We start from the raw sequence: 26,053 nt of genomic DNA, 5'->3' as shown, positions 1-26,053 counted from the left end.
CTCAGCGTTTGAACGACCAGGCGATTACTTCGCCGTCGCGGGTCTGTGTCGCGAAGCCATCGTTCGGCAGTGCGAGCATGGGGGCGAAAACCCCCGAAGAGTCAGCGCGCGCTCGCGCGACGAACGTGCCATTGCTGCGGTCAAGCACATGGATGTAGCCCTGGGCGTCGGCCACCACAAGGCGCGTGCCCACGACCAGCGGACGCACCAGCTGGCGATACCCCAGTTTTTCCTGCTTCCAGCGCGTGGAGCCGGTGGCGACATCCAGCGAATAGACAGCATCCAGCGAATCCACGACGTACAGACTGTCCCCATCGGCAGCAAGTCCGGTGGTGGAAGGAATGTCACGCGCCCAACGCAATTGACCACTGGTGCGATCGACGCAAGTCACCCGTCCCTGGAAAGACGCGGCGCACACCATTTCGCCCACCAGCACTGGTTCGCCGACAACATCGGCCATGCGCTCGAGCTCGTTCGCGCCACGCGGCTGGGCAATCGTCGCTTCCCAACGTTGCAGCCCGCCCGCCAGACTCAACGCCACCAGCTTGCCCCCCGAGAAACCAGCCAGCACGACATCCCCGCTACGCACAAAACCGTTATGGCTGCGCAAGGCCAAGGGTGACTGCGTACGCTGATACACCCAACGGCGCTTGCCATCGGTCAAGCCATATGCGGCGATTTGATAGTCACCGACACGCACCAGTGCAAGATCGTCCGCAATCAATGGCAAGGAAAGAATTTCGCCACCAACAGCAGTCCGCCAACGCAGCTTGCCGGAATCGGCATCCAGTGCGACCAGCTCGCCTTCACTGCCACCGACCAATACCACGCCACCATCGCTGGCAACGCCACCACTCAGGCGGATATCCGTATCGGCACGCCACACGCGTCGCCCGGCGGCATCGATGCGGATCACCTCCCCCTGTTCGCCTGCGGCATAGACACTGCCACCCGCCAACCCGGGCCGCAGCAGGGCATCGCGCAATTTCCCCGGTCCATGAGACCACTGCTCGCGCAATTCGGCGGCAGAGGAAAACACCGGCAGCGGTGAAGGCTGTGGCCGCGTGGAGGAAGAAGAACAAGCGGCAAGAACAAGCGCCGACAACAGGCACAGCAACAGCGGTGAGCGCAGTTTCATCATGCCCCTCCAAGGGCGTCAAGTTTGGTCTGAACCACGAAACGGATGCCTTGCGATTGCGCCGAGGCAGGCGTCTTGTTGATCGCTGCAAGCGCACGCTGATAGGCCGCACGCGCCTCATCCGCCGATCCTTTGGCGAAAAGAATGTCGCCCCGCAAATCCTCGAAACGCGCATTCAGGGCGGGTACAGGCGTGGCCTGCAAGGTACGGGCGGCCGCATCCAGATCGCCGGCGTCGGATTGCAGGCTGGCCAGACGCAGTCGTGCCAGATCACGCAACAGGGCATCACTGCCCTTGTCGACCAGCCGCTCGAGGTAGGCACGTGCCGCATCCGGCTTGCCGGCTTCAACCTCGAGTTGTGCCATCTGCAGTGCTGCCAGCTCCGCGGACAGCGTACTGCCATGCTTGTCGATCAGTTCGTCGGTCAGGGCGCGGGTCTTGTCAGCATCCTTGGCCAAGGCTGCCTGGGATACCGCAGCGTACAGTGCACCAGCCTTGCCGGCCTGGCCGGCGGAATACCAGCGCCAGCCCTGCACACCACTGACGGCCAGCGCCACCACCAGTGCGACGCCAGTCAGCAGGTTGCCGTACTTTTCCCACCATGCCTTGATGGCTGCCAGTTGTTCCTGTTCTTCCAGATCATATGCGGGCATGTCTCGTTTCCGTTTCTAGTTTCAATGGATCATCAATCTTGCGTCGCGCCCTCAGGCCTCATCGTCACCATAAAGCCGCTCTGCCAGCCATTCGGCTGCGGCTTCGGGCGCCAGGGAGACCTGCTCTCCTGCCTCGCGCAGTGGTTTGAGGGCAAGCATGCCAGCCGCCGCCTCATCATCGCCCACGATCACGGCAAACGCGGCACCGGAGGCATCAGCCTTCTTCATCTGCGACTTGAACCCGCCACCGCCACAGTGAAACACCACCGCGAAGCCCGCACTACGCAACAGTTCCGCCGCGCGGAAGGCGAAGGGTTGCGCCCTTTCGCCCTGGTGCACAACATACAGATCCGGACTCACCAGCGATCCCGCCTCCAGCCCGTCCTGCCACAGCAGCATCACGCGCTCCATGCCCATGGCGAAGCCGCAGGCCGGTGAGGCACGCCCGCCCAGTTGCTCGATCAGACTGTCGTAGCGCCCGCCTGCGCAGAAAGTTGCCTGCGCGCCCAGGCGCGTGGTCGTCCATTCGAACACGGTGCGGTTGTAGTAGTCCAGCCCGCGCACCAGACGCGGATTGATGCGATAGGGTACGGCGGCCTCGCGCAGCATGGCCTGCACGGCCTCGAAGTGTTTGAGTGATTCCGCGCCCAGATAATCGAGCAGCTTCGGCGCGGCATCCACAATGTCCTGCAACGCAGGGTTCTTGGTATCCAGCACACGCAGCGGATTGGCGTGCAGGCGACGCTTGCCGTCTTCATCCAGCTGATCCTGATGGCGCTCCAGATAGGCGATCAACTCGGCTCGGTGCGTAGCCCGCTCGGCCGCATCTCCCAAGGAGTTGAGCTGCAGCTCGACATCTTCAAGCCCGAGATCATCCCACAACCGACGGCACATCACGATGTGCTCTGCATCGATATCCGGCCCGGCAAACCCCAGCGCTTCGACCCCGACCTGATGAAACTGGCGGTACCGTCCCTTCTGGGGGCGTTCGTGGCGGAACATCGGTCCACTGTAGTAGAGACGCTGCGAGTTCTGGAACAGCAGGTTGTGTTCGATCACGGAGCGCACGCAGGAGGCCGTTCCCTCGGGACGCAGCGTAAGCTGCTCGCCATTGAGACGGTCCTCGAAGCTGTACATCTCCTTCTCGACGATGTCGGTATGCTCGCCCACGCCACGATGGAACAGGGCAGTCGGCTCGACGATGGGGGAGCGGATCGGGCGATAACCATAGCTCTTGAGCCAGTCGCGCACGATCTCCTCAAAGGCTTCCCAGCGCTCGGCCTCATCAGGAAGCAGGTCGTTCATGCCGCGCACGCCTTGCAGTTTGGTACTCATCGGTTCAGATCTTCTTGGTGTATTTCGTTGCAACGTAATTATCGAGAATGGTTCGGAACTCCGCTGCGATATTGTCTCCACGCAGGGTCACGGCTTTCTGCCCGTCGATGAAGACCGGCGCGGCCGGACTTTCCCCGGTTCCCGGCAGCGAGATGCCGATGTTGGCATGCTTGCTCTCGCCCGGGCCATTGACCACGCACCCCATCACGGCCAGGGTCAGGTTTTCGACGCCGTCATATTGCGTACGCCAGACGGGCATCTGCTCGCGCACATAACTTTGCACATTTTGCGCCAGCTCCTGGAAGAAGGTGCTGGTAGTCCGACCGCAGCCCGGACAAGCCGTAACCATCGGCGTGAAGGCCCGCAGCCCCATGGTCTGCAGGATCTCCTGCGCCACGATGACTTCCTGCGTACGCGACTCACCCGGCTCCGGCGTCAGCGAGACGCGGATGGTGTCGCCGATGCCTTCCTGCAGCAATACGGCCAGTGCTGCCGTCGATGCCACGATGCCCTTGCTGCCCATGCCTGCCTCGGTGAGACCAAGATGCAGCGGATAGTCACAGCGACGCGCCAGTTCGCGATAGGTGGCGATCAGATCCTGCACGCTGGAAACCTTGCATGACAGGATGATGCGGTCTGCCGCCAGGCCGACGCCTTCGGCCGCCTGCGCGGATTCCAGCGCGGAGACGATCAGCGCCTCGCGCATCACCGCACCGATATCCCAAGGGGTCGCCCGTTGGGCATTCGCATCCATCATGCGCGCCAGCACGGATTGATCGAAGCTGCCCCAGTTCACGCCGATACGCACGGGCTTGTCATGCCTGCAGGCGAGTTCGACGATCTGCGCGAACTGCGTGTCACGCTTTGTCCCCTGGCCGACGTTGCCCGGATTGATGCGGTATTTGGCTAGCAACTGCGCACAGTCTGGATTCTCGATCAGCAGCTTGTGCCCGTTGTAATGGAAGTCCCCAATGATGGGCACGTCGACATCCATCTTTGCCAGTTGCTCGAAGATACGCGGCACGGCACGCGCGGACTCATCGTTATTGACCGTGATGCGTACCAGCTCGGAACCGGCTCGCGCCAGCTGCGCGATCTGGATCGCGGTGGCTATGTGATCCGCAGTGTCGGTGTTGGTCATCGACTGGACCACGATGGGTGCGTCGGAGCCGACCAGCACCCGCCCGATGCGCACCTGGCGGGTGGCGTGGCGCGCGGCAGCGGCGGCTCCTGGGATATCTGCTGTCATGCTTTGACTCATTACTGAAGTTTCAGGCGGGCAACCTCGCCACGTGTGGCGGATACAAGATCCACGGGCTTGTCGCGCCAGACGAGCTTGACCCGCGGTGCATTGCCGATCACCAGATCGAAAGGCGGCGTGCCTTGCACCTCCTGCACGGACCCTGGCTGATTCAGGCGCGAATACAACAAACGCCCCTCCGCGTCGCGAACCTCTACCCAAGACTCACCGGAAAACGTAAACACCAGTCGCGGCGCGGCGGCGCTGAGGGTTGGGACAGAAGCGGAGACCAGCGCAGGCGCAGGCGCGGAAACCACGGGCGCGGCAGCCGGCGCCGGATGACTACTGGACACACTGGAAACAGCCACGGCAGAGGCTTCGGGCGCAGAGGCAGCCGGGGCCTGCAGCAAAGGCTCGGAGATGCTCCCAGGCGTGGGGTCTTCGGCCTTCGGCAGTACCAATGCAGCTTCGCTCATCACCACGGCACTCTCGCTACCCAGTGCTTCGAATGTGTCACGCGCTTCGAACCAGCGGAAATACCAGCCCGCGCCAAGTACGACCAGAATCGCCAGAACCACCAGCGCCGCCGGCAACGCGGAATAGCGTGAGTCTCCAGGCGTGGGCATACGCCCCAGACTGGGAGTGGTCATCTGCGAAGCGACCTCGGCCGGCGCAGGCTTTTCGGCACCATCCATGATCTTCAGACAGGCCGCGGCGTCAACACCGAGAAAACGGGCGTAATTGCGCACGAAGCCCCGCGCGAAGGCCAAGCCAGGCAGGCGTTCGTACTCTCCTCGCTCAATGGCTTCCAGCTGGCGCGGAGCCAGCTTCAGATGGGCACTCACATCCTGCAGGCTCAATCCGCGCGCCTCGCGCGCCTCACGCAGAGTCTGCCAGGGAGACGTCCTGGCTTCCGTTTCTTGCTCACTCACTCGAATTTCCCCTCACGGTACAACATCGCCTCGTTGGAGTTCGGATAATCCTGCTGCAACCGGCTCGCAAAGACCTGCATCAGGCTCTGATTGCCCAGCTTGCGCTCGATGCGGATCGCCAGCCAGAGCACGCCGGGCGGTTGGCGCGCAACACGCTTCATGGCCTGATCCAGCCAGTGCTTCGCACGCGGCAGCTTGTCCTGCATGTAGAGAGTTTCGGCCAGGGCAATCAACGCCTCGGTGTTTTTGGCATCCGACTGTGCCGCGCGCTGGAATCGGTCTTCCGCAGCCGGGTAGTCACGCATGCGCAGCAAACACATGCCGGCACTCATCCAGGCATTGCCCGGCGTCGTGAAATACGGGTTGCGCGCGGCAGCCTCGATCCTGCGCAGGCCATCGGCTTCCTTGCCCTGGGAGCACAGGAACCAGCCATAAGCAGTATTGATCTCCGGGTCTCCCGGCGCCAGACGCACGGCCTCTTCGAAGTAGGGGCGCCCCAGCTCCGGTTGTTCCTGCAAGGCGTACACCATGCCCATCAACAAATGAGCTGGTGCATACCCAGCATCCGCCTTGATGGCAATCCTGGCCTCGTCCATCGCCACGCCGTTGCGCGCACTACGCATATAGGCCATGCCCAGCTCGGTATGCGCCTTTGCCGATCGTGTCGTGGGATTCGACGGGATCTGCTCGGATATCGGACGCGAAACCGGGATCGCCGAACCGCTGACGGCAGGAGCTGCCACAGCCATGCTGTCGGAACGCACGGGCTCCGTAGTGCAGGCCGCCAGCAGGCATCCAGCCAGAATTGCGGACATGGTCGGGGCGACGGAACGGCTCATTGATTCACCTCGTGAACTGGGATGATCGGTTTGCGGGTGCGGCGCGTTTTGTCCATCACCTGTCCGGCCAGCTGGCCGCAGGCAGCGTCCACATCGTCACCGCGCGTTTTGCGTGTGGTGGTGACGATACCGGCCTCATTGAGCAGTTGCGAGAAACGGCGGACCACCGGAGCTGCGGAACGACGCAGCCCGGATTGTGGGAAAGGATTGAAAGGTATCAGGTTGAACTTGCACGGAACCTGGCGAGCGATCTCGATGAGCTGGCGCAGGTGTTCGTCCTGATCGTTGATGCCCGCGAGCATGATGTATTCGAAGGTGATGAAATCGCGGGGAGCACGGTCAAGATAACGCAGGCAGGCCGCCAGCAGTTCCTTGAGCGGATATTTGCGATTGATGGGCACCAGTCTGTCGCGCAACACATCATTGGGCGCATGCAACGAAACCGCCAGCGCTACCGGGCACTCCTCGCGCAAGCGGTCGATGCCGGGCACCACACCCGCGGTGGACACGGTCACCCGGCGCCGCGACAGGCCATAGGCGTGGTCGTCAAGCATCAGTTTGAGTGCCGAGACAACGCTGTCGAAGTTCGTCAGCGGCTCTCCCATGCCCATCATCACCACATTGCTGATGATGCGCTCACCGTTCGGTTCAGCGCCGAGCAAACGATTGGCCAACCACAACTGGCCAATGATCTCGGCCGCGCTCAAGTTGCGGTTGAAGCCTTGCTTGCCGGTGGAGCAGAAGGCGCAGTCGAGCGCACAACCTGCCTGCGAGGAAATGCACAGGGTACCGCGCGTGGCTTCCGGGATGAATACCGTTTCCACGGCATTGTCGTTGCCGACATCCATCAACCACTTGCGTGTGCCATCTGCCGAAAGCTTGTCACTGACCGGCACCGGCGGGCGCACGCAAGCCGTGTCCCTGAGCAGTGCACGCAGGCTTTTGGCCACGTCGGTCATGGCATCGAAATCGGTCTCCCCGAAGCGATGGATCCAGCGCAGCACCTGGCGCGCCCGGAACGGCTTCTCGCCTCGCTCGGCGAACCAAGCCACCAGCGCGTCGGCATCAAGATCGAGAAGATTGGTGGTACTCATCGGGAATACAACTCCGGTCGTCAGGCGTGTTTCTCAGCGCGAGTGGATGCTCAGGCCAGGAAAGAAGAAGGCGATTTCCTGCGCGGCAGTATCCTCTCCATCCGAGCCATGGACGGCATTGATCTGCACGGACTCGGCAAAATCAGCGCGAATGGTGCCTGGCGCCGCCTTCTTCGGATCCGTGGCCCCCATCAGCTCGCGGTGACGCAGGATGGCACTCTCGCCTTCGAGCACCTGCACCATGACCGGGCCGGAACTCATGAACTCGACCAACTCGCCATAGAACGGACGCTCACGGTGTACCGCATAGAACTGACCCGCCTCCTGCGACGAAAGTTGCAGCATGCGGGCGGCCACGATTTTCAGTCCGGCGTCCTCGAAACGCTGGTAGATACGGCCGATGCAGTTACGCGCAACCGCATCGGGCTTGATGATGGACAGGGTGCGTTGCAGGCTCATGGGGTCTCCTCGGGGCGGAAATGGGCGGCAAACTGCCTTCGTTTTTTACGTAACCGCTCATTTTAACAGCACATTCACCCCAGGTTGCCGATTCCAGCACAAGCTGGCCCTGTCGCGATAACATTGAGTGCATGTCGTCTCCCCCCGGGCAGCTGCCCATCCGCCCTCCCCGCACCGGCCCCTGGTTCTGGCGTCTGCCGTTGCTGACCATTCTCGCGCTGGTGAGCTTCGTCGGCCTCGTCACCTGGTTCGGTCTTGCCCAGGAGCGTGACGAACGCCGCGCCATGCTGATCAGCGACACGCTGTGGATGGAGCAGAACCTGCGCTTCCAGTTCGAAAGCACGGGGAACGAACTCCTGCGCGTCGGCAACCAGTTCGGCATCGGCGGCGAGATTCATTCGGACGCGGCACAGGAAAAAATCCGTGAACTGCTACAGGGAGACTCCGGCCTTATCGCCATTCTCTGGCTGGACTCCAACGGACTGCTGCTGAGCACGCTGCCAGCCAGTGCCGCACCGATCCGCCTGAGCGACGAACACGCCATCACCGTGATGCGCGCCCGCACGCTGAACCGGCCGGTGTATTCCCCTCCTTATGCCCAGCCGGATGGCATGGGCGTCATCGAGCTCGCGCTCCCCGTTTTTGGCACCAACGACTTTCACGGCTATGCGATCGGGATCTTCTCGCTACCCAAGGTGATCAGCCGACATGTGCCTTGGTGGTTTGCCGAGCGCTACCGGCTTTCTTTCATTGATGGTGACGGCAAGGCGCTGGCAGCAACCACCGACGCGGGATCAATCAGCCCCGAGGCAGGCTTCAGTGTGCGCTTTGATCACATGAACAGCCTGGGCATCCGTGTAGACAGCTATCGCGCCACCACGCGCGTAACGCCATTACTCGTCATCCTGGTGCTGGGCGGGCTTTCATTGGTGATCGCCTGGAGCCTGTGGATGCTGCGCAATCGCGTACTGCGTCTGCAGGAAACGGAATCGGCGCTACGCGCCGAACATGCATTCCGCATCGCCATGGAAAACTCCACGCAGGTCGGCCTGCGGGCTCGCAACCTGCAAGGCCGCATCACTTACGTCAATGCCGCCTTCTGCCGCATGGTCGGTTGGCCGGAGGATCAACTGCGCGGTCACCAACCGCCAATGCCGTACTGGCCGGAGCAGGATGCCGCGATGCAAACCATCGAACCCTTGCATCTGGCAGACGCACCAACCAAGACCGCAGAAACCCGCTATCGGCGCCAGGACGGCCAGCTGTTCGACGCCCTGGTCTTCGAAGCCCCCATGATCGATGCAGATGGCGTGCATACCGGCTGGGTCGGTTCGGTGCTGGACATCACCGAGCGCAAGCGCACCGAGGTGCTGGCGCGCGAGCAACAGCAACATCTGGAAGCCACTGCACGCCTGGTCACCATGGGCGAAATGGCCTCCACGCTGGCACACGAACTCAACCAGCCCCTCTCGGCCATCGCCAGTTACAGTGCGGGCTGCCTGAATGCGCTGAAGGCCGGTCGCTTCGATGAAAAACAATTCACCGACATCCTCGGCAAGATCAACTATCAGGCACAGCGCGCAGGACGCATCATCCATCGCATCTACGGCTTCGTACGCCGCAGCGAGTCACGCCGGGAACAGATGCAGGTCAATGCAGCGATCAGGGAAGCCGCAGGGCTGCTGGAGCCAGACCTGCAACGCCGCCACATCAAGCTGCAACTGGTGTTGAACGAAGACCTGCCCCTGATCCACGGCGACCGCGTGATGATCGAACAGCTGGTGCTCAACCTGATGCGCAACGGCATGGATGCCATGCACGACCAACCCGACACACGACGCATGCTGCGGGTAGGCAGCGAATCCTGCAGTGGCGGTGTGCGTCTGTGGGTCGCCGACCAGGGGGGCGGCGTACCGGCCGAGATTGCCGATCAGCTGTTCGACTCCTTTTTCACCACCAAACCCGAAGGCATGGGCATGGGGCTCAAGATCTGCCGCTCCATCGCAGAGCAGCACAACGGACGCCTGTGGTTCGAACCCGCAGAAGGCGGCGGCACGAGCTTCTTCCTGCAATTGCCGCTGGGCGAGGCGGACGACGCCTGAGGCGTTTCGGCATGTCCTGAAGTACAGGACATCACCGCATCAGTCCAACCAACGCCCATCCGGCGCCAACCAGGACGGCCGCCAACTCAACTCCTTCGCCAACGCTTCCGCCGAGAATCCCAGCCCGCCAACCCACAGCAGGGTCTCGCCGCAGTACAGCAAAGGCAATTGCGCCCGCCACCAGGCCGGCAAGCCGGCGTCCTGGCACAAGGATTTAAGCGGACGCCGCGGCCGGCCCGCGCCGAGGCTCATCACCTCCCCGCCCTGTCTGGGCCGGATCTGCAGATGATCCCCGGGGGCGCCCGACTCAAACCGCAAACGCCCCACGCCCCACGGCAATTCATGCTCGCCGGACCAAGCGCAAGCCATCGGTTCAGGCAGGATGGCCGGCTCCAGCCAAAGGCGCCGGTGATAAGCACAGACGGCGTATTCCCCGAAACACTGGCGGACCGGGCCATCCCCTGACAATGCATCGCACAACAGCGCCAAACGGCTGGCGGACGGGATTGGTGCGCCACATCCGGCCAGCCAGTGGCGCAGCACGTTGCGCATCCGTGGCCCCCCCAACGCCTGCAATACAGCGCGCGAATCGGGGCTCCCCGGATCGATGGTCGCCAGATCCTGGCGCGCCAGAACCTGCAGCAGATCCTCCGACTCCGCGAAATGGGCCGCGGCCCTTCCCAGCGCCTGGACCACGGCCGGCTGACGCTCCCGCAGCAGGGGCATCACGGCATGACGCAGATAGTTCCGGGTATACCGCCGATTCTCGTTGCTATCGTCTTCGATCCAGCCCAAGCCCTGCGCACGGGCCCAGGTTTCCAGCTCCGCACGCGACACCTCCAACAAGGGGCGCCACAAGCGACGCGACGCGTCGCGCACACGCATGGCACCAGCACCGGCCACGCCCGTGCCACGCATCAGACGGTGCAGCAAAGTCTCGGCCTGATCGTCGGCATGGTGTGCAAGCAGAATCCAGTCGACATCCTGCCCGACAAATGCAGCATGCCTGGCCTCACGCGCAGCTGCCTCGACCCCTTTGCCGGCAGGCTCGACGACGACACGTTCGATATGCAGCGGAATGCCCAGACCGGCACAAGCCCGGGCGCAATGCACCGCCCAGGCATCGGCCCGGGCATTCAAACCATGATGAACATGGATGGCAGACAGAACGTATCCGCCTTCAGGTGCAAGCCGCGCCAGGAGGTGCAACAGGACGGAGGAGTCCAGGCCGCCGCTATAGGCCACGCACAGGCGCAACCCTGCGCAATCGCGCAAGGTGGGCCGCAGCCGGTTTTCCAGATCAACGTCGGGCATGTGCGGATTGTAGGGCGATGCCCCAACGCCGATGCCCGGAAAGAAACGCGGCCGCATCGGACCGACTGATTGGCCGTGCGACGCTTACGTCGCCGTTCAGGCTGCCAGTTCCTTGAACTTGCCGTAGGACAACAGGCGAGCGAAGCGCCGTTCGGTCAGCTCCTGCGGAGACAGATCGGTCAGCTGACGCAGGGATTCCTGCAGCGCCCGCTTGAGCGTGACCGCCATGGCGCGATGATCGCGATGGGCGCCACCCACAGGCTCGTTCACCACCTTGTCGATCAGACTCAGGGATTTCAGGCGCGCAGCCGTGATGCCCATGATCTCCGCAGCCTCGGGCGCCTTGTCTGCACTTTTCCAGAGGATGGAGGCGCAACCTTCGGGTGAAATCACGGAATAAGTGGAAAACTGAAGCATCAGAACCTGATCGGCCACGGCAATCGCCAACGCACCACCTGAGCCGCCCTCACCGATCACCGTGGTGACGATGGGCACGCACAGCTCGGACATCGCATAAAGATTATGGCCAATGGCTTCGGACTGACCGCGCTCTTCCGCATCGATACCGGGATAGGCCCCAGGAGTATCCACGAAGGTGAAAACCGGAATACCGAACTTCTCTGCCAGTCTCATCAGGCGAAGGGCTTTACGATAGCCCTCGGGGCGCGGCATGCCGAAATTGCGCAGGATCTTTTCCTTGGTGTCACGCCCCTTCTGATGGCCGATCACCATGCAACTCTGCCCGTTGAAACGAGCCAGTCCGCCCACGATCGCCTTATCGTCGGCAAAGGCCCGGTCACCGTGCAATTCCTGGAAGTCGGTGAAAATGTGCCCGACGTAGTCGAACGTATAGGGGCGCTGCGGATGACGTGCCACCTGCGCGATCTGCCAGGGCGTGAGCTTGGCGTAGATATCCTTGGTCAGCGCCTGCCGCTTGACTTCCAGCCGGGCGATTTCCTCTGAGATATCGACGGCGGAATCATCCTGGACGAAGCGCAGCTCCTCGATCCGGCTTTCCAGATCGGCAATAGGCTGTTCGAAGTCAAGAAAGGTTGTCTTCACGAGGCGGCGGGTCAAAACGAAAGGTCAGCATTGTACCCGATCACCGCGAACGCACCCAATCAAAATAGTTCAATCTAATCAAACAGATGAAACGAACGCTTGCGTATTGCACAATCAATGCAGGCATCGATGCGCCACAGGCTCAATACAGGAAAGGCACGTGGCGCCTACCGTTCCCCACACCAAGGCAGCTGCGGGCAAGAGCGCGGTCACGCCCACAGAAACTGACGGGAAGGCAAACGGCAAGCATCGCACTCCGTAAGGCATAGTCACCGCACCGCAGGCTTGCGCCCCTCACACGCAGCCGGCGATGCCGTGCCATGAGATACCGGTTGATATTCGGCAACCCAGCGCTGCAGCCCGGCGCGCACCTGTGCATCGCTCTGGCTGGGCGACCTCAGCCAGGATTCGACCTCCATGACCAGATCGGCCACGACCGGACGTGCCCGTGCCACACGCAGCTTGGGGTGATGCGTGGCCAAGGTCTGCTCGGCATCCACCAGCAATTCTTCGTACAGTTTTTCCCCCGGACGCAAGCCCGAGAACTCGATACGGATCTGGCCTTCGCTGTAGCCCGACAGGCGGATCATATTGCGCGCCAGATCGACGATCTTCACCGGGTCTCCCATGTCGAGCACGAAAACCTCGCCCCCCCGGCTCATGCTGCCGGCCTGCAGCACCAGCAAACTGGCCTCCGGGATCGACATGAAATAGCGCGTGATCTCCGGGTGGGTAACCGTGACCGGACCGCCACGGGCGATCTGCTCCTGGAACTTCGGGATCACGCTGCCGGCGCTGCCCAGCACATTGCCGAAACGCACGGTGGCAAACACCGTAGTCCCCTGCACGGCATACAGCGCCTGACACAACATTTCAGCCAGGCGCTTGGTCGCTCCCATGACGTTGGTGGGATTCACCGCCTTGTCGGTGGAGATCAGCACGAAACGCTCAGCCCCGTAGGCCTGCGCATGGCGCGCGACATTCAGCGTGCCGAGTACGTTGTTGCGCACGGCCTGCCAGGCATTGTCCACCTCCATCAGCGGCACGTGCTTGTAGGCTGCGGCATGGAACACCACCTGTGGCCGCCAAACGGAAAAAACTTCCTGAAGCCGGACGGCATCCTTCACATCGCCCGCAAGCGGCCTCACCTCGATTTCAGGATGATGATGCGCAAACCACTGTTCGATGGAATAGAGCGCGTATTCGTTGAGTTCATAGAGCAGCACACGCGCCGGTGCAAAATGCGCGATCTGCCGGCAGAGCTCCGCACCGATGGAACCGCCAGCGCCCGTCACCAGCACGATCTTGCCCGACAGCAGACTAATGACGTTCCCTGTTTCGATGCTCACGGTTTCCCGCCCGAGCAGATCCTCGATCTCAACCCTTCGGATACTGTTGACTGAAAGTTTGCCGGACAGGATGTCCTCCAATACCGGCACAGTCAGCAGTTGCAGCCCCGCCTCACCACACAGATCCGCGAGACGACGGCGCAATTCGGCACGTGCCGAAGGAATGGCCAGGATCACGTGGCGCGTTTTGAGCTCCCGCGCCAGATCCGGCAAGGCACCAATGGCACCATGCACACGTACACCACTGAGATCGCGTCCCCGTTTGCCGACGTTGTCATCCAGCAGGGCGACCACGCGCCAGTCCGGACTCTTTTCGATATCACGCAGCAACATCGCAGCAGCCCTCCCGGCCCCGACCACGATCACCGGTTTTCCCTGCGCGGCAAGTGCGCCGAACATCCGGTGCTCTTTCCACATGCGGTACGCCACACGCCCTCCCGCCATGGCGAGCAACAGCAGCATCGGATAGAGCACCAGCAGGGAGCGCGGCACAACAGGCTGCGGCTGATAGATAAGGCTGAAGGCCACCAGCACAATCAGCGCCCCAGCGACGGCCTTCAATACCCGCTTGAGATCAGGGAGACTGGCGAATATCCACAACCCGCGATACAGCCCGGCGACATAGCAGATGAACGCATGTGCAGGTAGCAGCAACGCCAGCCCCAGCCAGATGGTCGGTGCAAACCCTGCCGGCCATTCAAAGTTGAAGCGCAGCCAGAAACCGCCACACCAGGCGAGCGCAGCGGCCAGGAGGTCGAATACGAATACCAGCAGGGTTTTGTACAGATTCATCGATGACGCGGGCGATCCACGGAAGCAGGCGCGGCATTCTCGGCCAGAGCACACGAAAACCCAAGTCGAAAGTGCCCGATGGGTCACCCAAGATGCAGGAAATCTTCCTCTTCGAGGCGACGCCAGCTTCCTCCGATCAAGCCTTCGAGCGGCCGATACTGGCGCTTGTAGCTCATTTTCCCGCAGTCCCGGATCCAATACCCCAGGTAAACGTAGTCCCCACCGATCTGACGGCAGGCTTCAATCTGCCAGAGCACACCATAACCGCCGAAGCTGGCGTGCTCGATTTCAGGGTCGAAGAAGGTGTAAACGCTGGAAAGCCCGTCGGACAGCCGGTCGATAATGGACACCATGCGAAGCACGCCTGCCTCGCGAAACTCGATCAGGCGGGTATCGACCTGGCTCTCGAGCAGGAAGCTACCGTACTGCTCGCGGCTATCCTGATCCATGCCGCCGCCGTTGTGGCGCACCAGCTGATAGCGGCGATACAGCTCGTAATGGTCTTCCCTGTATCTCAGCGGAAGTTCTTCTGCCCTCAGGCCGGCATGCTTTTGCCAGGTCCGCCGTTGACTGCGGTTGGGCGTGAAATCCGCCACCGGTAGCCGCACCGGAATACAGGCCTGACACTGATCGCACCAGGGCCGATAGGTGTAAATGCCGCTGCGCCGGAACCCTTGGCGTACAAGTTCGCCATATACCAGGGCATCCACCAGATGCCCCGGCGTGGCCACCTGCGAACGCGCCAGACGCTGGGCCAGATAGGAGCACTCATAGGGGGCTGTGGTATAGAACTGCAGCAGGGAGTAGGGCAGATCCTGCAACTGCGACACTCAATCCCTCCACTCGCGACAGGCATGATCCACAGGCCAACGCGCAGGCACCGGCCCCTCTACGCACAGTGCGGCCAACTCGGCCACGAACTGGCTGCGCGACATCTCGGCAGCGCCCAACGACGCCAAGTGTGCGGTACTCATCTGACAATCCAGTATGGCGTAGTTCCTGTCTTGCAGCAGCGCAGCAAGATGGGCAAAGGCGATCTTCGAAGCATCGCGCACACGGTGGAACATCGATTCCCCGAAGAATGCACGCCCGATAGCCACGCCATACAGCCCTCCGACCAGCTCGCCATCCATCCAGGTTTCCACGCTATGCGCCCAGCCCAGTTCGTGCAGCCGGACATAGGCCGCACGCATCTCGGGCAGTATCCAGGTTCCCGCCTGCCCGTCCCGAGGAGCAGCGCAGGCAGCCATCACCTCGGCGAACGCCGTGTCGCAGCGTATTTCGTAATGGCTTGCACGCAGGGTTTTGCGCAGCGAATGGCTGATTCGCACCGCACCGGGTCGCAGCACCATACGCGGATCGGGGCTCCACCAGAGGATGGGATCCCCTTCGCTGAACCAGGGGAAAATGCCCTGACGATAGGCGTTCAGCAACCATTCCGGCGTCAGCCTGCCCCCAGCGGCGAGCAGGCCCGCAGGCTCGCGCAATGCACGACTGGGCGAAGGAAAGACCGGCTGCTCAGTCAGCCACGGGATCATCGCCGTCACGCTCCGGCAGATGTTGCTGGAACCACGTACATGCGGCCCGGGCTGCAGCCTCCATCGCTCCCGCTTCCGCCAGGCCATCGCTGACACCCTCCAGCGCCTGCCAGGCTTTCTCGCCCCCGACACAGTCATACGCCGTTCGGGCCGACTGTGGCGACACGCTCCCTTCCCCTGGCGCCAGGACAAGCAACGGCGTCATCAGACGACGCAGAGGCTCACCGCCGACCAGATCGATGCGCCCGCATCGACTCACCAGAGCCTCCAGATGCCCGGGTTCGCGCGCAGCAAGACGAACCGCAGCCGCAATCGCAGTATCGTCCCCCAGCAGCCCCACGGGCAGCCCGGCCAGATCCGGCTGCTGCTCTGCCCAGGTCAGCACGGCGAGCAAGCGATGAACCAGTTGGGCGACATCGAAACGCAGATCGGGGTCGCGCTGTTCCTCCTGTGGCGTCAGCAGGCTCAGCACCAGCGTGGCGAACCCAGCCTGGCGCAGGATGGCGGCAGCATGGTACTCACGAGACTCCCGCAGGTTGTTGATGTAAGGCTGCGCACAAACGACAAGCCCGCGCACATCCGGGGCATGACTGAGCAATGCGTCGAGCCAGGCACGCTCGGCCTGGATCCGGATATCGGTATGACGGAGATGGAAGCTCATGTGGCCGGAAACACGGGAAGGCGTTGGGCGGAGTGTTGGTCAGGGCCAGCGAAAAGTCCAGTCCGTGAAATCGCCCCGCACCGCCGCGCCTGTCGTTATTGCCTTCGTACTCGGAATCAATGCACCGCGTGCCTTGTCTGCATGGTGAAGTTCACGGCCGCGTAACCGACCACACTACCGCGCTCGCCCGCCGTGTCACCGGAGTTGCGCATATCCAGCAGGGTCGCCTGAAGACCATGATTGCGCGCAGCCATCAACAGCGCATTGACACCGCTGACGCCGCAGGCATCCGTCTGTTGCAAGGTCGGAGCAAGCGCCAGCATGCTGGCCACACTGGCCGTATCCTGCTCGCGGGCCTGCTCGTAGGGCTGGTAATGCGACAGATCGGAGCTGACCACGATCAGCGTTTCCGGCCCACCCCAGACTGCATCCAGCAACCCGGCAAGCGCCCCCGGCTCGACCATCCCTGTCAGCAGCGGCAGTACGCGGAAATGCCCCAGCACCGTCTGCAGGAACGGCAGCTGCACCTCCAGCGCGTGTTCGCGTGCATGCGGCCTGTCATCCACCAGTACGCCCGCGCGTTGAGCCATTGCGAACACGGCATCGTGGTCCACGGGCACCTCGCCCAAGGGGGTCGCGAAGGCGCCGGTGCCGGCCACGGCCACGCCCGGGAAATGCTCATGATGACTGGGGCCCAGCAGCACTACACGCCGGATGACATCGCGCCAGGGCTGCAGTTGCGCATAGGCGCTGGCCGCTATCGGACCGGAATACAGATACCCAGCATGCGGGACGATCAAGGCCTTGGGCGGCACCAGCGCATCGGACGGAACGGCATGGGCCAGCAAGCCCTGGATCTGCGCCGTCAACGCTTGAGGATCGACAGGATAGAAATGCCCGGCCACCATGGCGGGGCGAACAGCGTGGAAAGCCATGTCGTGCGTCCATACTGGCGCCATCGCTTCGCGTGGATCGGCATGGATAGCCTGCTCCTATCGCCACCACCCGTCCGGCAGGCGATACGGGGGTGCTAAACTCTGCGCCGGAATTTGACTGATACAACAACAGGATAGACCGCCGTGATCAAACAGAGAACCCTGAAAGCCATCGTCCGCGCCACCGGGGTCGGGCTACACGGCGGCAAACGCGTCGAAATGGCCCTGCGACCTGCCGCGCCCGATACCGGCATCATCTTCCGCCGTGTCGATCTCGACCCACCCGTGGATATGCCCGCCAACGACCCCTATTCCGTGGTCGACACCCGCATGTGCTCCGGCCTGCAGAAAGGCAATGCCAAGATCGGCACGGTGGAGCATCTGATGTCCGCCCTGGCCGGCCTCGGTGTGGACAACTGCTATGTCGATATCGACGCGCCCGAGATCCCGATCTTCGATGGCAGCGCAGCGCCCTTCGTATTTCTGATCCAGTCCGTCGGGCTGGAATTCCAGGACGCGCCCAAACGCTTCCTGCGCGTAAAGAAGGCTGTCGAATACGTGGAAGGCGACAAGACCGTGCGCCTGGAGCCCCACGATGGCTTCAAACTCACCTTCGCCATCCATTTCAACCATCCGGCCATCGACGGCACCGGCACCAAGGTCACGATAGACTTCGCCGCGCAGAACTATGTCCGTGACGTGGCACGCGCACGCACTTTCGGCTTCGTGCAGGATCTCGAGGCACTCATCGGCATGGGGCTTGCCAAGGGCGGCAGCCTGGACAACGCCATCGTGCTCGACGAATACCGCATCCTGAATCCGGACGGATTGCGATACAGCGACGAATTCGTCAAACACAAGGTGCTGGACGCCATCGGTGACCTCTATCTTTGCGGTCATCCGTTGCTCGCCCATTATGTCGCCAACAAATCCGGCCATGCGCTCAACAACCAGATCCTGCGCGTGCTGCTCGAGGACAAGGAAGCCTGGGAGATCGTCAGCTTTGAAGACGACGCCCAGGTTCCGGTGCCGCTGCGCGGCCAACTCGAACTGCAGGCAGCCTGACGTATAGCATGTTGATCCTGCGCATTGCCGCCCTGCTGATAGTCCTGGCCATCGCCGTATGCGTGGGCATGGGCCTGCTCAGCGACAGCGCGAATGGTTTGACCGCGCCTGGCGTCTGGCCCGCTATGCCCTGGCCATCGCACTGGTGTTCTTCGCCCTGCTGATCTTCGAGCGCCTGATCGCACCACTGGTATGAAGCACGGCAAGCCAGGGCCGACTCGCGGCAGGCTGTGATCCCTTGCACCGCAGTACCTTGGAGCACCCGACTCTGCTCCAAGGTCTGTCATGCCGCAACGGCCATTCCTCCCGCATCTTCCCCTGCTGCTCACCAGTCTGCTGCTGAGCCTCGCTGCCTGTGGCGGTGGCGGCGGCGACATCGCCGAAACGGCGGCGCCGGCAGGCGCTTCGAGTACCTCGAGCGCTACCGCCTCACACTCCAGCAGTGCGCGTTCATCCACGAGTGCAGGCAGTCAATCCTCGTCCAGCAGCAGCCAACGGGCATCCAGCGTCAGCAGTGCCAGCGTATACGCCACGTTGCCGAGCGTGGCCGGTTGCAGTGTCGGTGCGCTCAACGACAGCGAACGCACGGCGGTGCTCGCCCGCCTCAACGGAATCCGCGACCGGCATGGTCTGCCAAGCGTCAGTTACGACAGTAGTGATGATTCGGCAGCCGCCCAGGCCGCGATGTACATGGTGGCCAACCGGAGCCTGACCCACACGCCAAGCGGTAACGGCAACTGCTACACCAGTGAAGCCTCCCGGCTGGCCGGCACCAGCAACCTCTACTACAGCAGCGCCTGGGGCAGCAGCACGCTATCGCAGGCCAGCACGGAAGCCATCCGGGCCTACCTGATCGACGAGAACGTCTCTTCGCTGGGACATCGCCGATGGGTCCTGTTCCCGTTCATGGGGGCCACCGCCTTCGGCCGCGTAGACGATGTCAGCGGCAGCACCAGCTACATGGCCTCCACCTTGCGCACCATCGGCGGGGAACGTACGAGTGTCAGCAGCATGGCGCCGGATTTCGTCGCCTACCCTCATGGCGACTATCCCGTCAGCGATTTCGCCAAGAACTGGTATCTCTCCTTCTCCGCCATCGCAAGCAAGACGGATCGCTGGGCCAATGGCAGCGACCACGTCAGTTTTGCCAACGCCACGATCGCGGTCAGCGACGCTTCGGGCAACAGTCTGAGCGCATCGGACGTCTCACACGACTACAGCGGCTACGGCCTGGCCAACAGTCTCCAGTGGAAACTCGACAGCCTGCAGGACAACGTGACCTACACCGTGCGTATCGACAACGTGCTGGTCAATGGCGGCACGCGCAACTACGAATACAGTTTCCGGCTGCAGTAAGAACCTGTTCAAAGTCTGTAGCGAGAGGCCGTCAGCGGTGCGAAGAGCAGCGCAGGAACCGGAGTGTATGTGGATACATGAGGGCGCAGGCGGGGTTTCGCGCAGCATGCTGCGCGCCGCCGTAGCCGGCTGGCTGTGCAAAGCCAGCCGTGGGCAGCCGAGCAGCGCATGAGCCCCGATCACGGCCTCGCAGTAAGACTATGAACAGGTTCTAAGCAAAAGGCCCGCACCTGGCAACAGATGCGGGCCTTTCTTCATCGCAGACGGTTCAGAAGGACGCTCTGTTGTCCGACGGCGTCTGTGCCGATGCCGGCGATACACGCGTCTTGCCCTGGCTCTGCAGCACGCGCACGCGCTCGCCGACGACAAAGTTTTCCTTGCCGATCTCCTGTACCATCACGATCGACTCGCCACCACTCATGCGGACAGTGAGCTCCCAGGCCTCCTCGCGTGTCAGGCCTTCTTCGGAGACTGCTCCGGCCAGGCCGCCGACGACGGCACCGACCACAGCGCCGACCACCGCACCGCGTCCGGCACCCACACCGCTGCCGGCCACGCCGCCGATGACAGCCCCCGACGCGGTGCCGACACCGCTGTTGGTGCCCTGCAGGCGGACTTTGCGCACCTCCAGCAAGGTGCCTTCACGGAAGGAGATCGGGCGTTGCGCCTCCTCGCGTGAATAGGTGTCACCCGCCAGACTGCGCACGCAGCCAGTCAAGGAGAGGGCCCCGGCCACCAGGGCCAGCGCTACGAGCTTTTTCTTCATCATGGAACTCCGTTTCACCAGGGCCGCTCGCCATAGGCCGCAGCATGGATTGCCGCGATATCCTCGCGCGAGGCCGTATAGTCCTGGCCGCCTCGATGCGCGATCTTCAACGCCCCCATCGTGGAGGCCAACCGTGCAGCCCGCTCCAGTGACCAGCCTTGACTCAATCCGTAGAGCAGGCCGCCACGATACGCATCGCCACAGCCCGTGGGGTCTACAACGTTCTGCGCCGGCACTGCGCTGACATCCACGCAACGACCACCGGCATGGATCCGTGACCCCTCCGCGCCGAGTGTGACAATCAGACCGTCCACTCGTTCCGCCAGCGCCTCGATCGGCAGGCCTGTCTTGTCGCAGACCAGGCGGGCCTCATAGTCATTGAGCGTACACCAGGTTGCCAGATCCAGCAGACCCAGCAGATCCTCGCCCGAAAACAGAGGCAGCCCCTGCCCCGGGTCGAACACGAAGGGGATGCCGGCCTCGGCGAAGCCACGCGCATGCTGGAGCATGCCCTCGCGCCCGTCCGGCGAAACGATGCCCAGCTGCACGCCCTGGGCATCGCGCACATGATTCAGGTGCGACTGACTCATCGCGCCCGGGTGGAATGCCGTGATCTGGTTATCGTCCAGATCGGTGGTGATGAAGGCCTGCGCAGTAAACGTCTCGGGCACGCGCCGCACATGCCGCGCGCTGATCTGCAAGGATTCCAGGCGCCGCAGATAGGCATCGGCATCATCCCCGACTGTCGCCATGATCAGCGGCTCGCCTCCCAGCAGCTTCAGCGAATAGGCGATGTTGCCCGCGCAGCCGCCAAAATTCCGGCGCATCTCGGGCACCAGGAAGGAAACGTTCAGGATATGGATCTGCTCGGGCAGGATGAATTTCTTGAACTGGGAATTGAACACCATGATGGTGTCGTAGGCCATGGAGCCGCAGATTAGGACTGACATAGGGATTCCGGGAAGGAAGGAGCAAGGAGGCGATTGTATCCGCAGCCCGTGTGCCGCGGCACCCGGCCTTGCCATCGGTGGTCGAAGCGGCTAGGTTCGGTGACAGGAATCCTTGAAACGCCATCATGAACCTGCATCTGCTCCGCATTTTCGCCGCCGTCGTCGAACAGAAAAGCTTCTCGCGTGCCGCCGAGGTGCAGGGTGTGAGCCAGCCTGCGGTATCCAAGGCAGTGCGTGAGCTGGAGGATCAGCTCCAGGTGGTGCTGCTGGAACGCGGTGGCCGCAGCTTCCGCCCCTCGGAAGCCGGGCAGATGCTCTACAAGTACGCACGCGGCATCTTCGCCATGGAGCGTGCCGCGGTGGAAGCGGTACAAGCCTATTCCGAGCTTGAACGCGGCAACCTCACCATCGGCGCCAGCACCACTATCGCAGCCTACTGGTTGCCAGGTTTGATTGCCGATTTCGCCAAACGCTATCCCGGCATCCGCGTCCGCCTGCTCTCGGGCAACACGCGCCAGGTTGCCCAGTGGCTCATCGATTGCGACGTGGATGTTGCACTGGTCGAAGGCGGCATCGAGGATGAACGCGTGGAAGTGCGCCCCTGGCGACGCGAACGCATGCTGGTGATCGCCGCGCCTGATGCGTTGCCCGCAGGCCGGGCACTTGAGGCCGGTGAGCTCGCCGGCCAACTGTGGCTGCTGCGCGAACCCGGCTCGGGCAGCCGAGGCGTGGTCGAGCATGAACTCGCGCGCCTGGGTATTCAGCCGGCACGCACGCTGGAAGCTGGCGGCAACGAGATCCTGGTGCAGATGGCCGCCGCAGGCCTGGGCGTGGCCATGGTGCCGGAGGCTGCCGCCGCAGACGCCATCGCGCTGGGGCGTGTCACCAACATCCCGCTGCGCAGCGGCGAAATCAGCCGCGAACTGTTCCGCTTGCGGCTACCACGCCGCCCGGTCAGCCAGGGCGCACTGGCGTTCGAGGCGATGATCGGCTGACATTCAGGCCGCCAGAGCCTTCTGCACGGCAGGCAAGGCCCGCACACGTTCCCGATGGGCAATCACCTTCGGATAGGCCGTGGGATCCAGGCCATCCCCTTCCAGCCATTGCGCCACGGTGAACAAGTAAAAATCGCTCACGCCGGGCTGCGCGCCAAAGATCCAGCCATCCACCGGCAGCAATCCCTCGACCAGCGCGAAGCAGGCCCCCACGCTCTGCGGCACCTTCTGTTTCATGGCCTCGATGGCTGCGGGATCGTCCGCCCAGCGGCTGCCGCGGAAGCGATGGGCGTGCGCCAATGCAAACGAATTATCCAGTGGCGCCAGGCTGGCGGCCGGATGCGTCTGCGCAAGATAAAGCAGGATCGCCGGCGTTTCTGTGAGCACGCCGCGCGGGGTCTGCAAGGCAGGCACGCGGCCGTTGGGATTGAGCGCCAGATACTCGGGGCTGCGCTGTTCGTTGCGCGAGAAGTCGAGCTTGCGGAGCGTGAATGCCGCGCCGACGTGCTCCAGCGTGATCAAGGAAGCCAGTGAGCAAGTGCCTGGCGCATGGAACAAGGTCAGCATGAAGAAGCCTCGCATAGGGGAAAGGAAGACGGGCATCCTGCCACGCTTGTGCAATGCCGCACAAAATTTGTGTGGCCGCCACGCCTACAATGCGCCGATGAAAATCCTCCGCCCCATGCTGCTGGCGTTGCTCGCCGGCGTGTCTGGCGCCGGCCACGCCGCGCTGCCTGAATCTCTGGCTCGGCCTGCTCGGGAAGCTGGCCTGCCGCCTGGCAGCATCGCTCTGTGGGTCGCCCCCGCAGGCAGTAGCCAGGCCACCCTGCAGCACAACGCCAGCCTGCCCATGAACCCGGCCTCGGTGATGAAACTATTGACCACGCAGGCTGCACTGGAGCATCTGGGCTCCAGCTACAACTGGCAGACGACCGCCTATTTGCGTGGCGCCTTGCGCGAGGATGGCATCCTGCTCGGGGACCTTGGCATCCGCGCCGGTGGCGACCCATTCCTCACCTGGGACCGGCTCGGTCAGTGGCTGCGCGACTGGCGCACACGCGGGCTGCGTGAAATCCGTGGCGACATCGTGCTCGATGAACGCCTGTTCGCGCCGCAGCCAGCCACACCATTGCCCTTCGACGACAGCCCGCATCGAGCCTACAACGCGGATCCTGCCCCTTTCCTGGTGAATTTCGGCGCCCTGAGCCTGCGGCTGGAACCCGGGATCCCGGGCCAGGGCGTACGTGCGACCGCGCTGCAGCCCGCGACCCCGCTACGCCTCATCAACCGACTCCAGAGCATGGCAGGGGCTTGCCCCGACTGGCGCAACGCCTTGCGGGCCGACATCGCGCCAGAAGGCACCGGCCTGCGTGTGACGCTGGACGGTCGCATGCCGGGCAGTTGTGGCGAGCGGATCTTCAACCTGCGCGCGGGTGACAACCTTGCCTGGGCCGAAACCGCGATTCGCACACAGTGGTCCGAGCTGGGCGGACGATGGCGCGGCAGGCTGGTTCGTGGAGAGCAGTCGCCCGATGCCGCCGCATTCTCGACCTGGGCGTCCCCGCCGCTGAGCGACGTGCTGCGCGACATGGACAAATGGTCCAACAATGTCGTCGCCCGCCAGGTTTTCCTAAGTCTGGGGGCGCCCGACGGCGTCGCCTGGAGCGTCGAACACAGCAGAGCCTGGTTGCGGGCGTGGATGCCCAGCCAGGGGCTGGATCCTGCGCAATGGGTGGTGGACAACGGCTCTGGCCTGTCGCGCGACGAACGCACTACCGCACAACAGCTTGGCGCGCTGTTGCGTGCGGCGTGGCTGGGCCCGCGCATGCCGGAATTCCTTGCCGCCCAGCCCGTACTGGGGCGCGACGGCACCTTGCGCCGCCGCCTCGTCGACTCCCCACTGGCGGGCCGCGCCTACATCAAAACCGGCACGCTCGACGGCGTACGCAGCGCCGCGGGCTTTCTGCTCGACATCCAGGGGCGCTGGCAGACTTTTGTTTTCCTTGTGAACCACCCTCGCGCAGCACAGGCCGAGGCACTGCTCGACACACTGTTGCGCGAGCTCTATCTCGCCAGTGCGGTGCCGACACGCGATTGACGTCGCGAGACTGTCAGCGGGCCGCACCACCCAAAGCCAGATTCAGCGTGAGCTGCGCATCGAGCAGGTTGAAACGATTTTCGGCCAGCGACACCTCGGCGCTACGCCGCTTCTCCTGTGCATCCAGCCAGTCCTGCATCTCGATCGCACCGGCACGATAGCGCAGCTCGCTGATGCGCTCGACTTCGCGCGCCAGCACCAGCGAACGGGCCAGCAGCCGATGACTCAGCACGTACTGGCTGCGCGCGGAAAGCGCATTCTCCACGTCGCCCAGCGCGGCATACAGGCTCTTGCGGAATGCCAGCTCGGCCAGCTCGTAGTCCGCCCGGGCCACATCGGTCTTCAACTGCATCTCGCGCACGCGCAGGAAAGGCAGCGTGAGTTCGCCGGCCAGCGCGCCCACCGGATTGGAAAGCACATCGCGCAGGCGGTCGCTGCTGCTGCCCAGGCTGCCGGTGAGGCTGAACCCCGGATAATAGGACAGGCGCGTCTCGTCGCCACTCGCCAGCGTGCCGCGCAGGCGCAGCTCTGCCGCGCGCAGATCCGGACGGCGTTGCAACAAGGAGGCCGGCAGTTCGGCCGGCAACGTCGGCAAATCGGATTCGGGCAAGACTTGCGGTTCCTCCAGCGCCGCAGGCAGGGCGCCGGAAAACAACAGACGGAAACTGGTACGCGCCTCTTCGCGCTGCTGCAGCAACTGGGCGTGGCTGGCGAGCTGGGTAGCCAGGCTTTGCTCGGCCTGTAGCAGATCCAGGCGGCTGACCGCGCCGGCGGCATGGCGGCGCTGCGCCAGATCCCGCGTGGTTTCCAGGTAGCCAACGCTTTGCGCGCTGAGCACCACGCGCTGGTTGAGATAGCCCAGTTGCCAGTAGGCGCGTGCGGTATCGCCGATCAGGGTCAGGCGGGTGTTCTCCAGATCCTCGGCACTGGCGCGGGCCTCCCACTCGGCGGCATCGCGGGCGCTCGCCAGCTTGCCCCAGAAGTCGGCCTCCCAACTCAGCGTAACGGTGGCCGAGTAGCTGCGGCTGATGCCGCCGCCGTCCAGATTCCGGCTCACGGACTGCCCGGCGCTGGCGCCTGGCTGCGGGCGCAGCGCGTCGTCAGCCAGTCCGGCGTTCAGACGTGCGCGGCGCAAGCTGACCGCTGCAGAGGCCAGATCGGTATTGCGCGCCAGCGCCAGCGCCACGTAATCGTCCAGCCGTGGATCCTGGAAGGCCTGCCACCAGGCATCCTCCACATGCCCCGCGATGGCCACGTCGGCATTCTGCCAATTGGCGGGCAGATCCATGACCGGTGGCGTGTATTCGGTGCGCACGAGACTGGCACAGGCGGATAACAACAAGCAGCCGGCGAAAACGGAAAGGTGATGGTTGCGCATGA

Annotated in this window: 25 protein-coding genes; 6 read left to right on the top strand and 19 right to left on the bottom strand. The window is 63.3% G+C overall.

Going from position 1 to position 26,053, the window contains the following annotated elements:
• Position 1: 1 nt before the first annotated feature.
• The 8 genes from bamB to ndk are packed head-to-tail and all read right to left on the bottom strand — an operon-like array spanning position 2 to position 7,690.
• A complete protein-coding gene (bamB, locus tag BGI27_RS00570; protein WP_095522984.1) occupies positions 2-1,141 on the bottom strand; it encodes an outer membrane protein assembly factor BamB in 1,140 nt (379 codons plus the stop codon).
• Positions 1,138-1,791 (bottom strand): YfgM family protein, encoded by a 654-nt coding sequence (locus tag BGI27_RS00565; protein WP_095522983.1) that lies wholly within the window; start codon positions 1,789-1,791, stop codon positions 1,138-1,140. The genes bamB and BGI27_RS00565 overlap by 4 nt, the downstream gene beginning before the upstream one ends.
• A 51-nt stretch (positions 1,792-1,842) precedes the next feature.
• Positions 1,843-3,126, bottom strand: a complete 1,284-nt coding sequence (gene hisS, locus BGI27_RS00560) for a histidine--tRNA ligase (protein WP_095522982.1) — start codon at positions 3,124-3,126, stop codon at positions 1,843-1,845.
• Positions 3,127-3,130: 4 nt separating this feature from the next.
• Entirely contained in the window at positions 3,131-4,375 is a 1,245-nt protein-coding gene (gene ispG, locus BGI27_RS00555) for a flavodoxin-dependent (E)-4-hydroxy-3-methylbut-2-enyl-diphosphate synthase (RefSeq protein WP_095523015.1), read from the bottom strand.
• A gap of 11 nt (positions 4,376-4,386) precedes the next feature.
• Positions 4,387-5,298, bottom strand: a complete 912-nt coding sequence (locus BGI27_RS00550) for a helix-turn-helix domain-containing protein (protein WP_095522981.1) — start codon at positions 5,296-5,298, stop codon at positions 4,387-4,389.
• A complete protein-coding gene (pilW, locus tag BGI27_RS00545) occupies positions 5,295-6,137 on the bottom strand; it encodes a type IV pilus biogenesis/stability protein PilW (protein WP_095522980.1) in 843 nt (280 codons plus the stop codon). Before pilW ends, BGI27_RS00550 begins: the two co-directional genes overlap by 4 nt.
• Positions 6,134-7,231, bottom strand: coding sequence for a dual-specificity RNA methyltransferase RlmN (gene rlmN / locus BGI27_RS00540; RefSeq protein ID WP_095522979.1), 1,098 nt, complete (start codon positions 7,229-7,231; stop codon positions 6,134-6,136). The genes pilW and rlmN overlap by 4 nt, the downstream gene beginning before the upstream one ends.
• A 33-nt stretch (positions 7,232-7,264) precedes the next feature.
• On the bottom strand, positions 7,265-7,690 hold the full coding sequence (gene ndk, locus BGI27_RS00535; protein WP_095522978.1) for a nucleoside-diphosphate kinase: 426 nt from the start codon (positions 7,688-7,690) through the stop codon (positions 7,265-7,267).
• A gap of 131 nt (positions 7,691-7,821) precedes the next feature.
• Here ndk and BGI27_RS00530 point away from each other — a divergent pair, with 131 nt between their 5' ends.
• The gene (locus BGI27_RS00530) at positions 7,822-9,792 is read left to right on the top strand and encodes an ATP-binding protein (RefSeq protein ID WP_095522977.1); all 1,971 of its coding nucleotides are present in this window, start codon (positions 7,822-7,824) and stop codon (positions 9,790-9,792) included.
• 39 nt (positions 9,793-9,831) lie between these two features.
• On the opposite strand, the gene tilS is transcribed toward BGI27_RS00530, so the two are convergent.
• From tilS to amrB, 7 genes are all read right to left on the bottom strand, one after another.
• A complete protein-coding gene (tilS, locus tag BGI27_RS00525) occupies positions 9,832-11,106 on the bottom strand; it encodes a tRNA lysidine(34) synthetase TilS (RefSeq protein WP_170942870.1) in 1,275 nt (424 codons plus the stop codon).
• 96 nt (positions 11,107-11,202) lie between these two features.
• Entirely contained in the window at positions 11,203-12,168 is a 966-nt protein-coding gene (locus BGI27_RS00520) for an acetyl-CoA carboxylase carboxyltransferase subunit alpha (protein ID WP_095523014.1), read from the bottom strand.
• A gap of 269 nt (positions 12,169-12,437) precedes the next feature.
• Positions 12,438-14,309, bottom strand: coding sequence for a polysaccharide biosynthesis protein (locus BGI27_RS00515; RefSeq protein WP_095522975.1), 1,872 nt, complete (start codon positions 14,307-14,309; stop codon positions 12,438-12,440).
• Positions 14,310-14,392: 83 nt separating this feature from the next.
• On the bottom strand, positions 14,393-15,139 hold the full coding sequence (locus BGI27_RS00510) for an arginyltransferase (protein ID WP_095522974.1): 747 nt from the start codon (positions 15,137-15,139) through the stop codon (positions 14,393-14,395).
• Complete coding sequence (aat, locus tag BGI27_RS00505; RefSeq protein ID WP_095522973.1) at positions 15,140-15,847, bottom strand: leucyl/phenylalanyl-tRNA--protein transferase; 708 nt, start codon at positions 15,845-15,847, stop codon at positions 15,140-15,142.
• Complete coding sequence (locus BGI27_RS00500; protein ID WP_095522972.1) at positions 15,828-16,508, bottom strand: dienelactone hydrolase family protein; 681 nt, start codon at positions 16,506-16,508, stop codon at positions 15,828-15,830. Before BGI27_RS00500 ends, aat begins: the two co-directional genes overlap by 20 nt.
• A gap of 116 nt (positions 16,509-16,624) precedes the next feature.
• Complete coding sequence (gene amrB / locus BGI27_RS00495; protein ID WP_095522971.1) at positions 16,625-17,443, bottom strand: AmmeMemoRadiSam system protein B; 819 nt, start codon at positions 17,441-17,443, stop codon at positions 16,625-16,627.
• A gap of 144 nt (positions 17,444-17,587) precedes the next feature.
• Between amrB and lpxC the strand changes: the two genes are divergently transcribed.
• The 3 genes from lpxC to BGI27_RS00480 all read left to right on the top strand — a co-directional run bounded on the left by lpxC (position 17,588) and on the right by BGI27_RS00480 (position 19,864).
• Entirely contained in the window at positions 17,588-18,508 is a 921-nt protein-coding gene (gene lpxC / locus BGI27_RS00490) for a UDP-3-O-acyl-N-acetylglucosamine deacetylase (RefSeq protein WP_095522970.1), read from the top strand.
• A 58-nt stretch (positions 18,509-18,566) separates the two neighbouring features.
• Complete coding sequence (locus BGI27_RS00485; RefSeq protein ID WP_170942869.1) at positions 18,567-18,704, top strand: hypothetical protein; 138 nt, start codon at positions 18,567-18,569, stop codon at positions 18,702-18,704.
• 89 nt (positions 18,705-18,793) lie between these two features.
• Positions 18,794-19,864: a CAP domain-containing protein gene (locus tag BGI27_RS00480; protein ID WP_095522969.1), complete on the top strand. Its 1,071-nt coding sequence runs from the start codon at positions 18,794-18,796 to the stop codon at positions 19,862-19,864.
• A gap of 268 nt (positions 19,865-20,132) precedes the next feature.
• Here the strand turns inward: BGI27_RS00480 and BGI27_RS00475 are convergent, their stop codons facing one another.
• Positions 20,133-20,630: an outer membrane lipoprotein gene (locus tag BGI27_RS00475; RefSeq protein WP_223871500.1), complete on the bottom strand. Its 498-nt coding sequence runs from the start codon at positions 20,628-20,630 to the stop codon at positions 20,133-20,135.
• A 14-nt stretch (positions 20,631-20,644) separates the two neighbouring features.
• Complete coding sequence (locus BGI27_RS00470) at positions 20,645-21,580, bottom strand: carbohydrate kinase family protein (protein ID WP_095522967.1); 936 nt, start codon at positions 21,578-21,580, stop codon at positions 20,645-20,647.
• A 125-nt stretch (positions 21,581-21,705) separates the two neighbouring features.
• Between BGI27_RS00470 and BGI27_RS00465 the strand changes: the two genes are divergently transcribed.
• The gene (locus BGI27_RS00465; RefSeq protein WP_095522966.1) at positions 21,706-22,575 is read left to right on the top strand and encodes a LysR family transcriptional regulator; all 870 of its coding nucleotides are present in this window, start codon (positions 21,706-21,708) and stop codon (positions 22,573-22,575) included.
• A 3-nt stretch (positions 22,576-22,578) separates the two neighbouring features.
• On the opposite strand, the gene BGI27_RS00460 is transcribed toward BGI27_RS00465, so the two are convergent.
• Positions 22,579-23,142: a glutathione S-transferase family protein gene (locus tag BGI27_RS00460; protein ID WP_095522965.1), complete on the bottom strand. Its 564-nt coding sequence runs from the start codon at positions 23,140-23,142 to the stop codon at positions 22,579-22,581.
• 97 nt (positions 23,143-23,239) lie between these two features.
• On the opposite strand from BGI27_RS00460, the gene dacB reads away from it, so the two are divergent.
• Positions 23,240-24,673, top strand: a complete 1,434-nt coding sequence (dacB, locus tag BGI27_RS00455) for a D-alanyl-D-alanine carboxypeptidase/D-alanyl-D-alanine endopeptidase (protein WP_170942868.1) — start codon at positions 23,240-23,242, stop codon at positions 24,671-24,673.
• Positions 24,674-24,686: 13 nt separating this feature from the next.
• Here the strand turns inward: dacB and BGI27_RS00450 are convergent, their stop codons facing one another.
• The gene (locus BGI27_RS00450) at positions 24,687-26,051 is read right to left on the bottom strand and encodes an efflux transporter outer membrane subunit (protein WP_095522963.1); all 1,365 of its coding nucleotides are present in this window, start codon (positions 26,049-26,051) and stop codon (positions 24,687-24,689) included.
• Between the last annotated feature and the right edge of the window lie 2 nt (positions 26,052-26,053).

Source organism: Candidatus Dactylopiibacterium carminicum (assembly GCF_014736495.1).
Lineage (GTDB): Bacteria > Pseudomonadota > Gammaproteobacteria > Burkholderiales > Rhodocyclaceae > Uliginosibacterium > Uliginosibacterium carminicum.
The sequence above is the reverse complement of the archived record's forward strand: the minus strand, read 5'-3'. Positions and strand labels throughout refer to the sequence as shown.

What these genes read in the sequence shown, in the direction of transcription:
- hisS (WP_095522982.1), bottom strand. Translation starts at nt 3,126, where the DNA reads ATGAGTACCAAACTGCAAGGCGTGCGCGGCATGAACGACCTGCTTCCT.
- tilS (WP_170942870.1), bottom strand. Translation starts at nt 11,106, where the DNA reads ATGCCCGACGTTGATCTGGAAAACCGGCTGCGGCCCACCTTGCGCGAT.
- BGI27_RS00565 (WP_095522983.1), bottom strand. Translation starts at nt 1,791, where the DNA reads ATGCCCGCATATGATCTGGAAGAACAGGAACAACTGGCAGCCATCAAG.
- ispG (WP_095523015.1), bottom strand. Translation starts at nt 4,375, where the DNA reads ATGACAGCAGATATCCCAGGAGCCGCCGCTGCCGCGCGCCACGCCACC.
- BGI27_RS00470 (WP_095522967.1), bottom strand. Translation starts at nt 21,580, where the DNA reads ATGTCAGTCCTAATCTGCGGCTCCATGGCCTACGACACCATCATGGTG.
- BGI27_RS00500 (WP_095522972.1), bottom strand. Translation starts at nt 16,508, where the DNA reads ATGAGCTTCCATCTCCGTCATACCGATATCCGGATCCAGGCCGAGCGT.
- ndk (WP_095522978.1), bottom strand. Translation starts at nt 7,690, where the DNA reads ATGAGCCTGCAACGCACCCTGTCCATCATCAAGCCCGATGCGGTTGCG.
- BGI27_RS00530 (WP_095522977.1), top strand. Translation starts at nt 7,822, where the DNA reads ATGTCGTCTCCCCCCGGGCAGCTGCCCATCCGCCCTCCCCGCACCGGC.
- BGI27_RS00460 (WP_095522965.1), bottom strand. Translation starts at nt 23,142, where the DNA reads ATGCTGACCTTGTTCCATGCGCCAGGCACTTGCTCACTGGCTTCCTTG.
- BGI27_RS00480 (WP_095522969.1), top strand. Translation starts at nt 18,794, where the DNA reads ATGCCGCAACGGCCATTCCTCCCGCATCTTCCCCTGCTGCTCACCAGT.
- BGI27_RS00515 (WP_095522975.1), bottom strand. Translation starts at nt 14,309, where the DNA reads ATGAATCTGTACAAAACCCTGCTGGTATTCGTATTCGACCTCCTGGCC.
- pilW (WP_095522980.1), bottom strand. Translation starts at nt 6,137, where the DNA reads ATGAGCCGTTCCGTCGCCCCGACCATGTCCGCAATTCTGGCTGGATGC.
- dacB (WP_170942868.1), top strand. Translation starts at nt 23,240, where the DNA reads ATGAAAATCCTCCGCCCCATGCTGCTGGCGTTGCTCGCCGGCGTGTCT.
- bamB (WP_095522984.1), bottom strand. Translation starts at nt 1,141, where the DNA reads ATGATGAAACTGCGCTCACCGCTGTTGCTGTGCCTGTTGTCGGCGCTT.
- BGI27_RS00475 (WP_223871500.1), bottom strand. Translation starts at nt 20,630, where the DNA reads ATGAAGAAAAAGCTCGTAGCGCTGGCCCTGGTGGCCGGGGCCCTCTCC.
- BGI27_RS00465 (WP_095522966.1), top strand. Translation starts at nt 21,706, where the DNA reads ATGAACCTGCATCTGCTCCGCATTTTCGCCGCCGTCGTCGAACAGAAA.
- BGI27_RS00485 (WP_170942869.1), top strand. Translation starts at nt 18,567, where the DNA reads ATGCGTGGGCATGGGCCTGCTCAGCGACAGCGCGAATGGTTTGACCGC.
- rlmN (WP_095522979.1), bottom strand. Translation starts at nt 7,231, where the DNA reads ATGAGTACCACCAATCTTCTCGATCTTGATGCCGACGCGCTGGTGGCT.
- aat (WP_095522973.1), bottom strand. Translation starts at nt 15,847, where the DNA reads ATGATCCCGTGGCTGACTGAGCAGCCGGTCTTTCCTTCGCCCAGTCGT.
- amrB (WP_095522971.1), bottom strand. Translation starts at nt 17,443, where the DNA reads ATGGCTTTCCACGCTGTTCGCCCCGCCATGGTGGCCGGGCATTTCTAT.
- BGI27_RS00450 (WP_095522963.1), bottom strand. Translation starts at nt 26,051, where the DNA reads ATGCGCAACCATCACCTTTCCGTTTTCGCCGGCTGCTTGTTGTTATCC.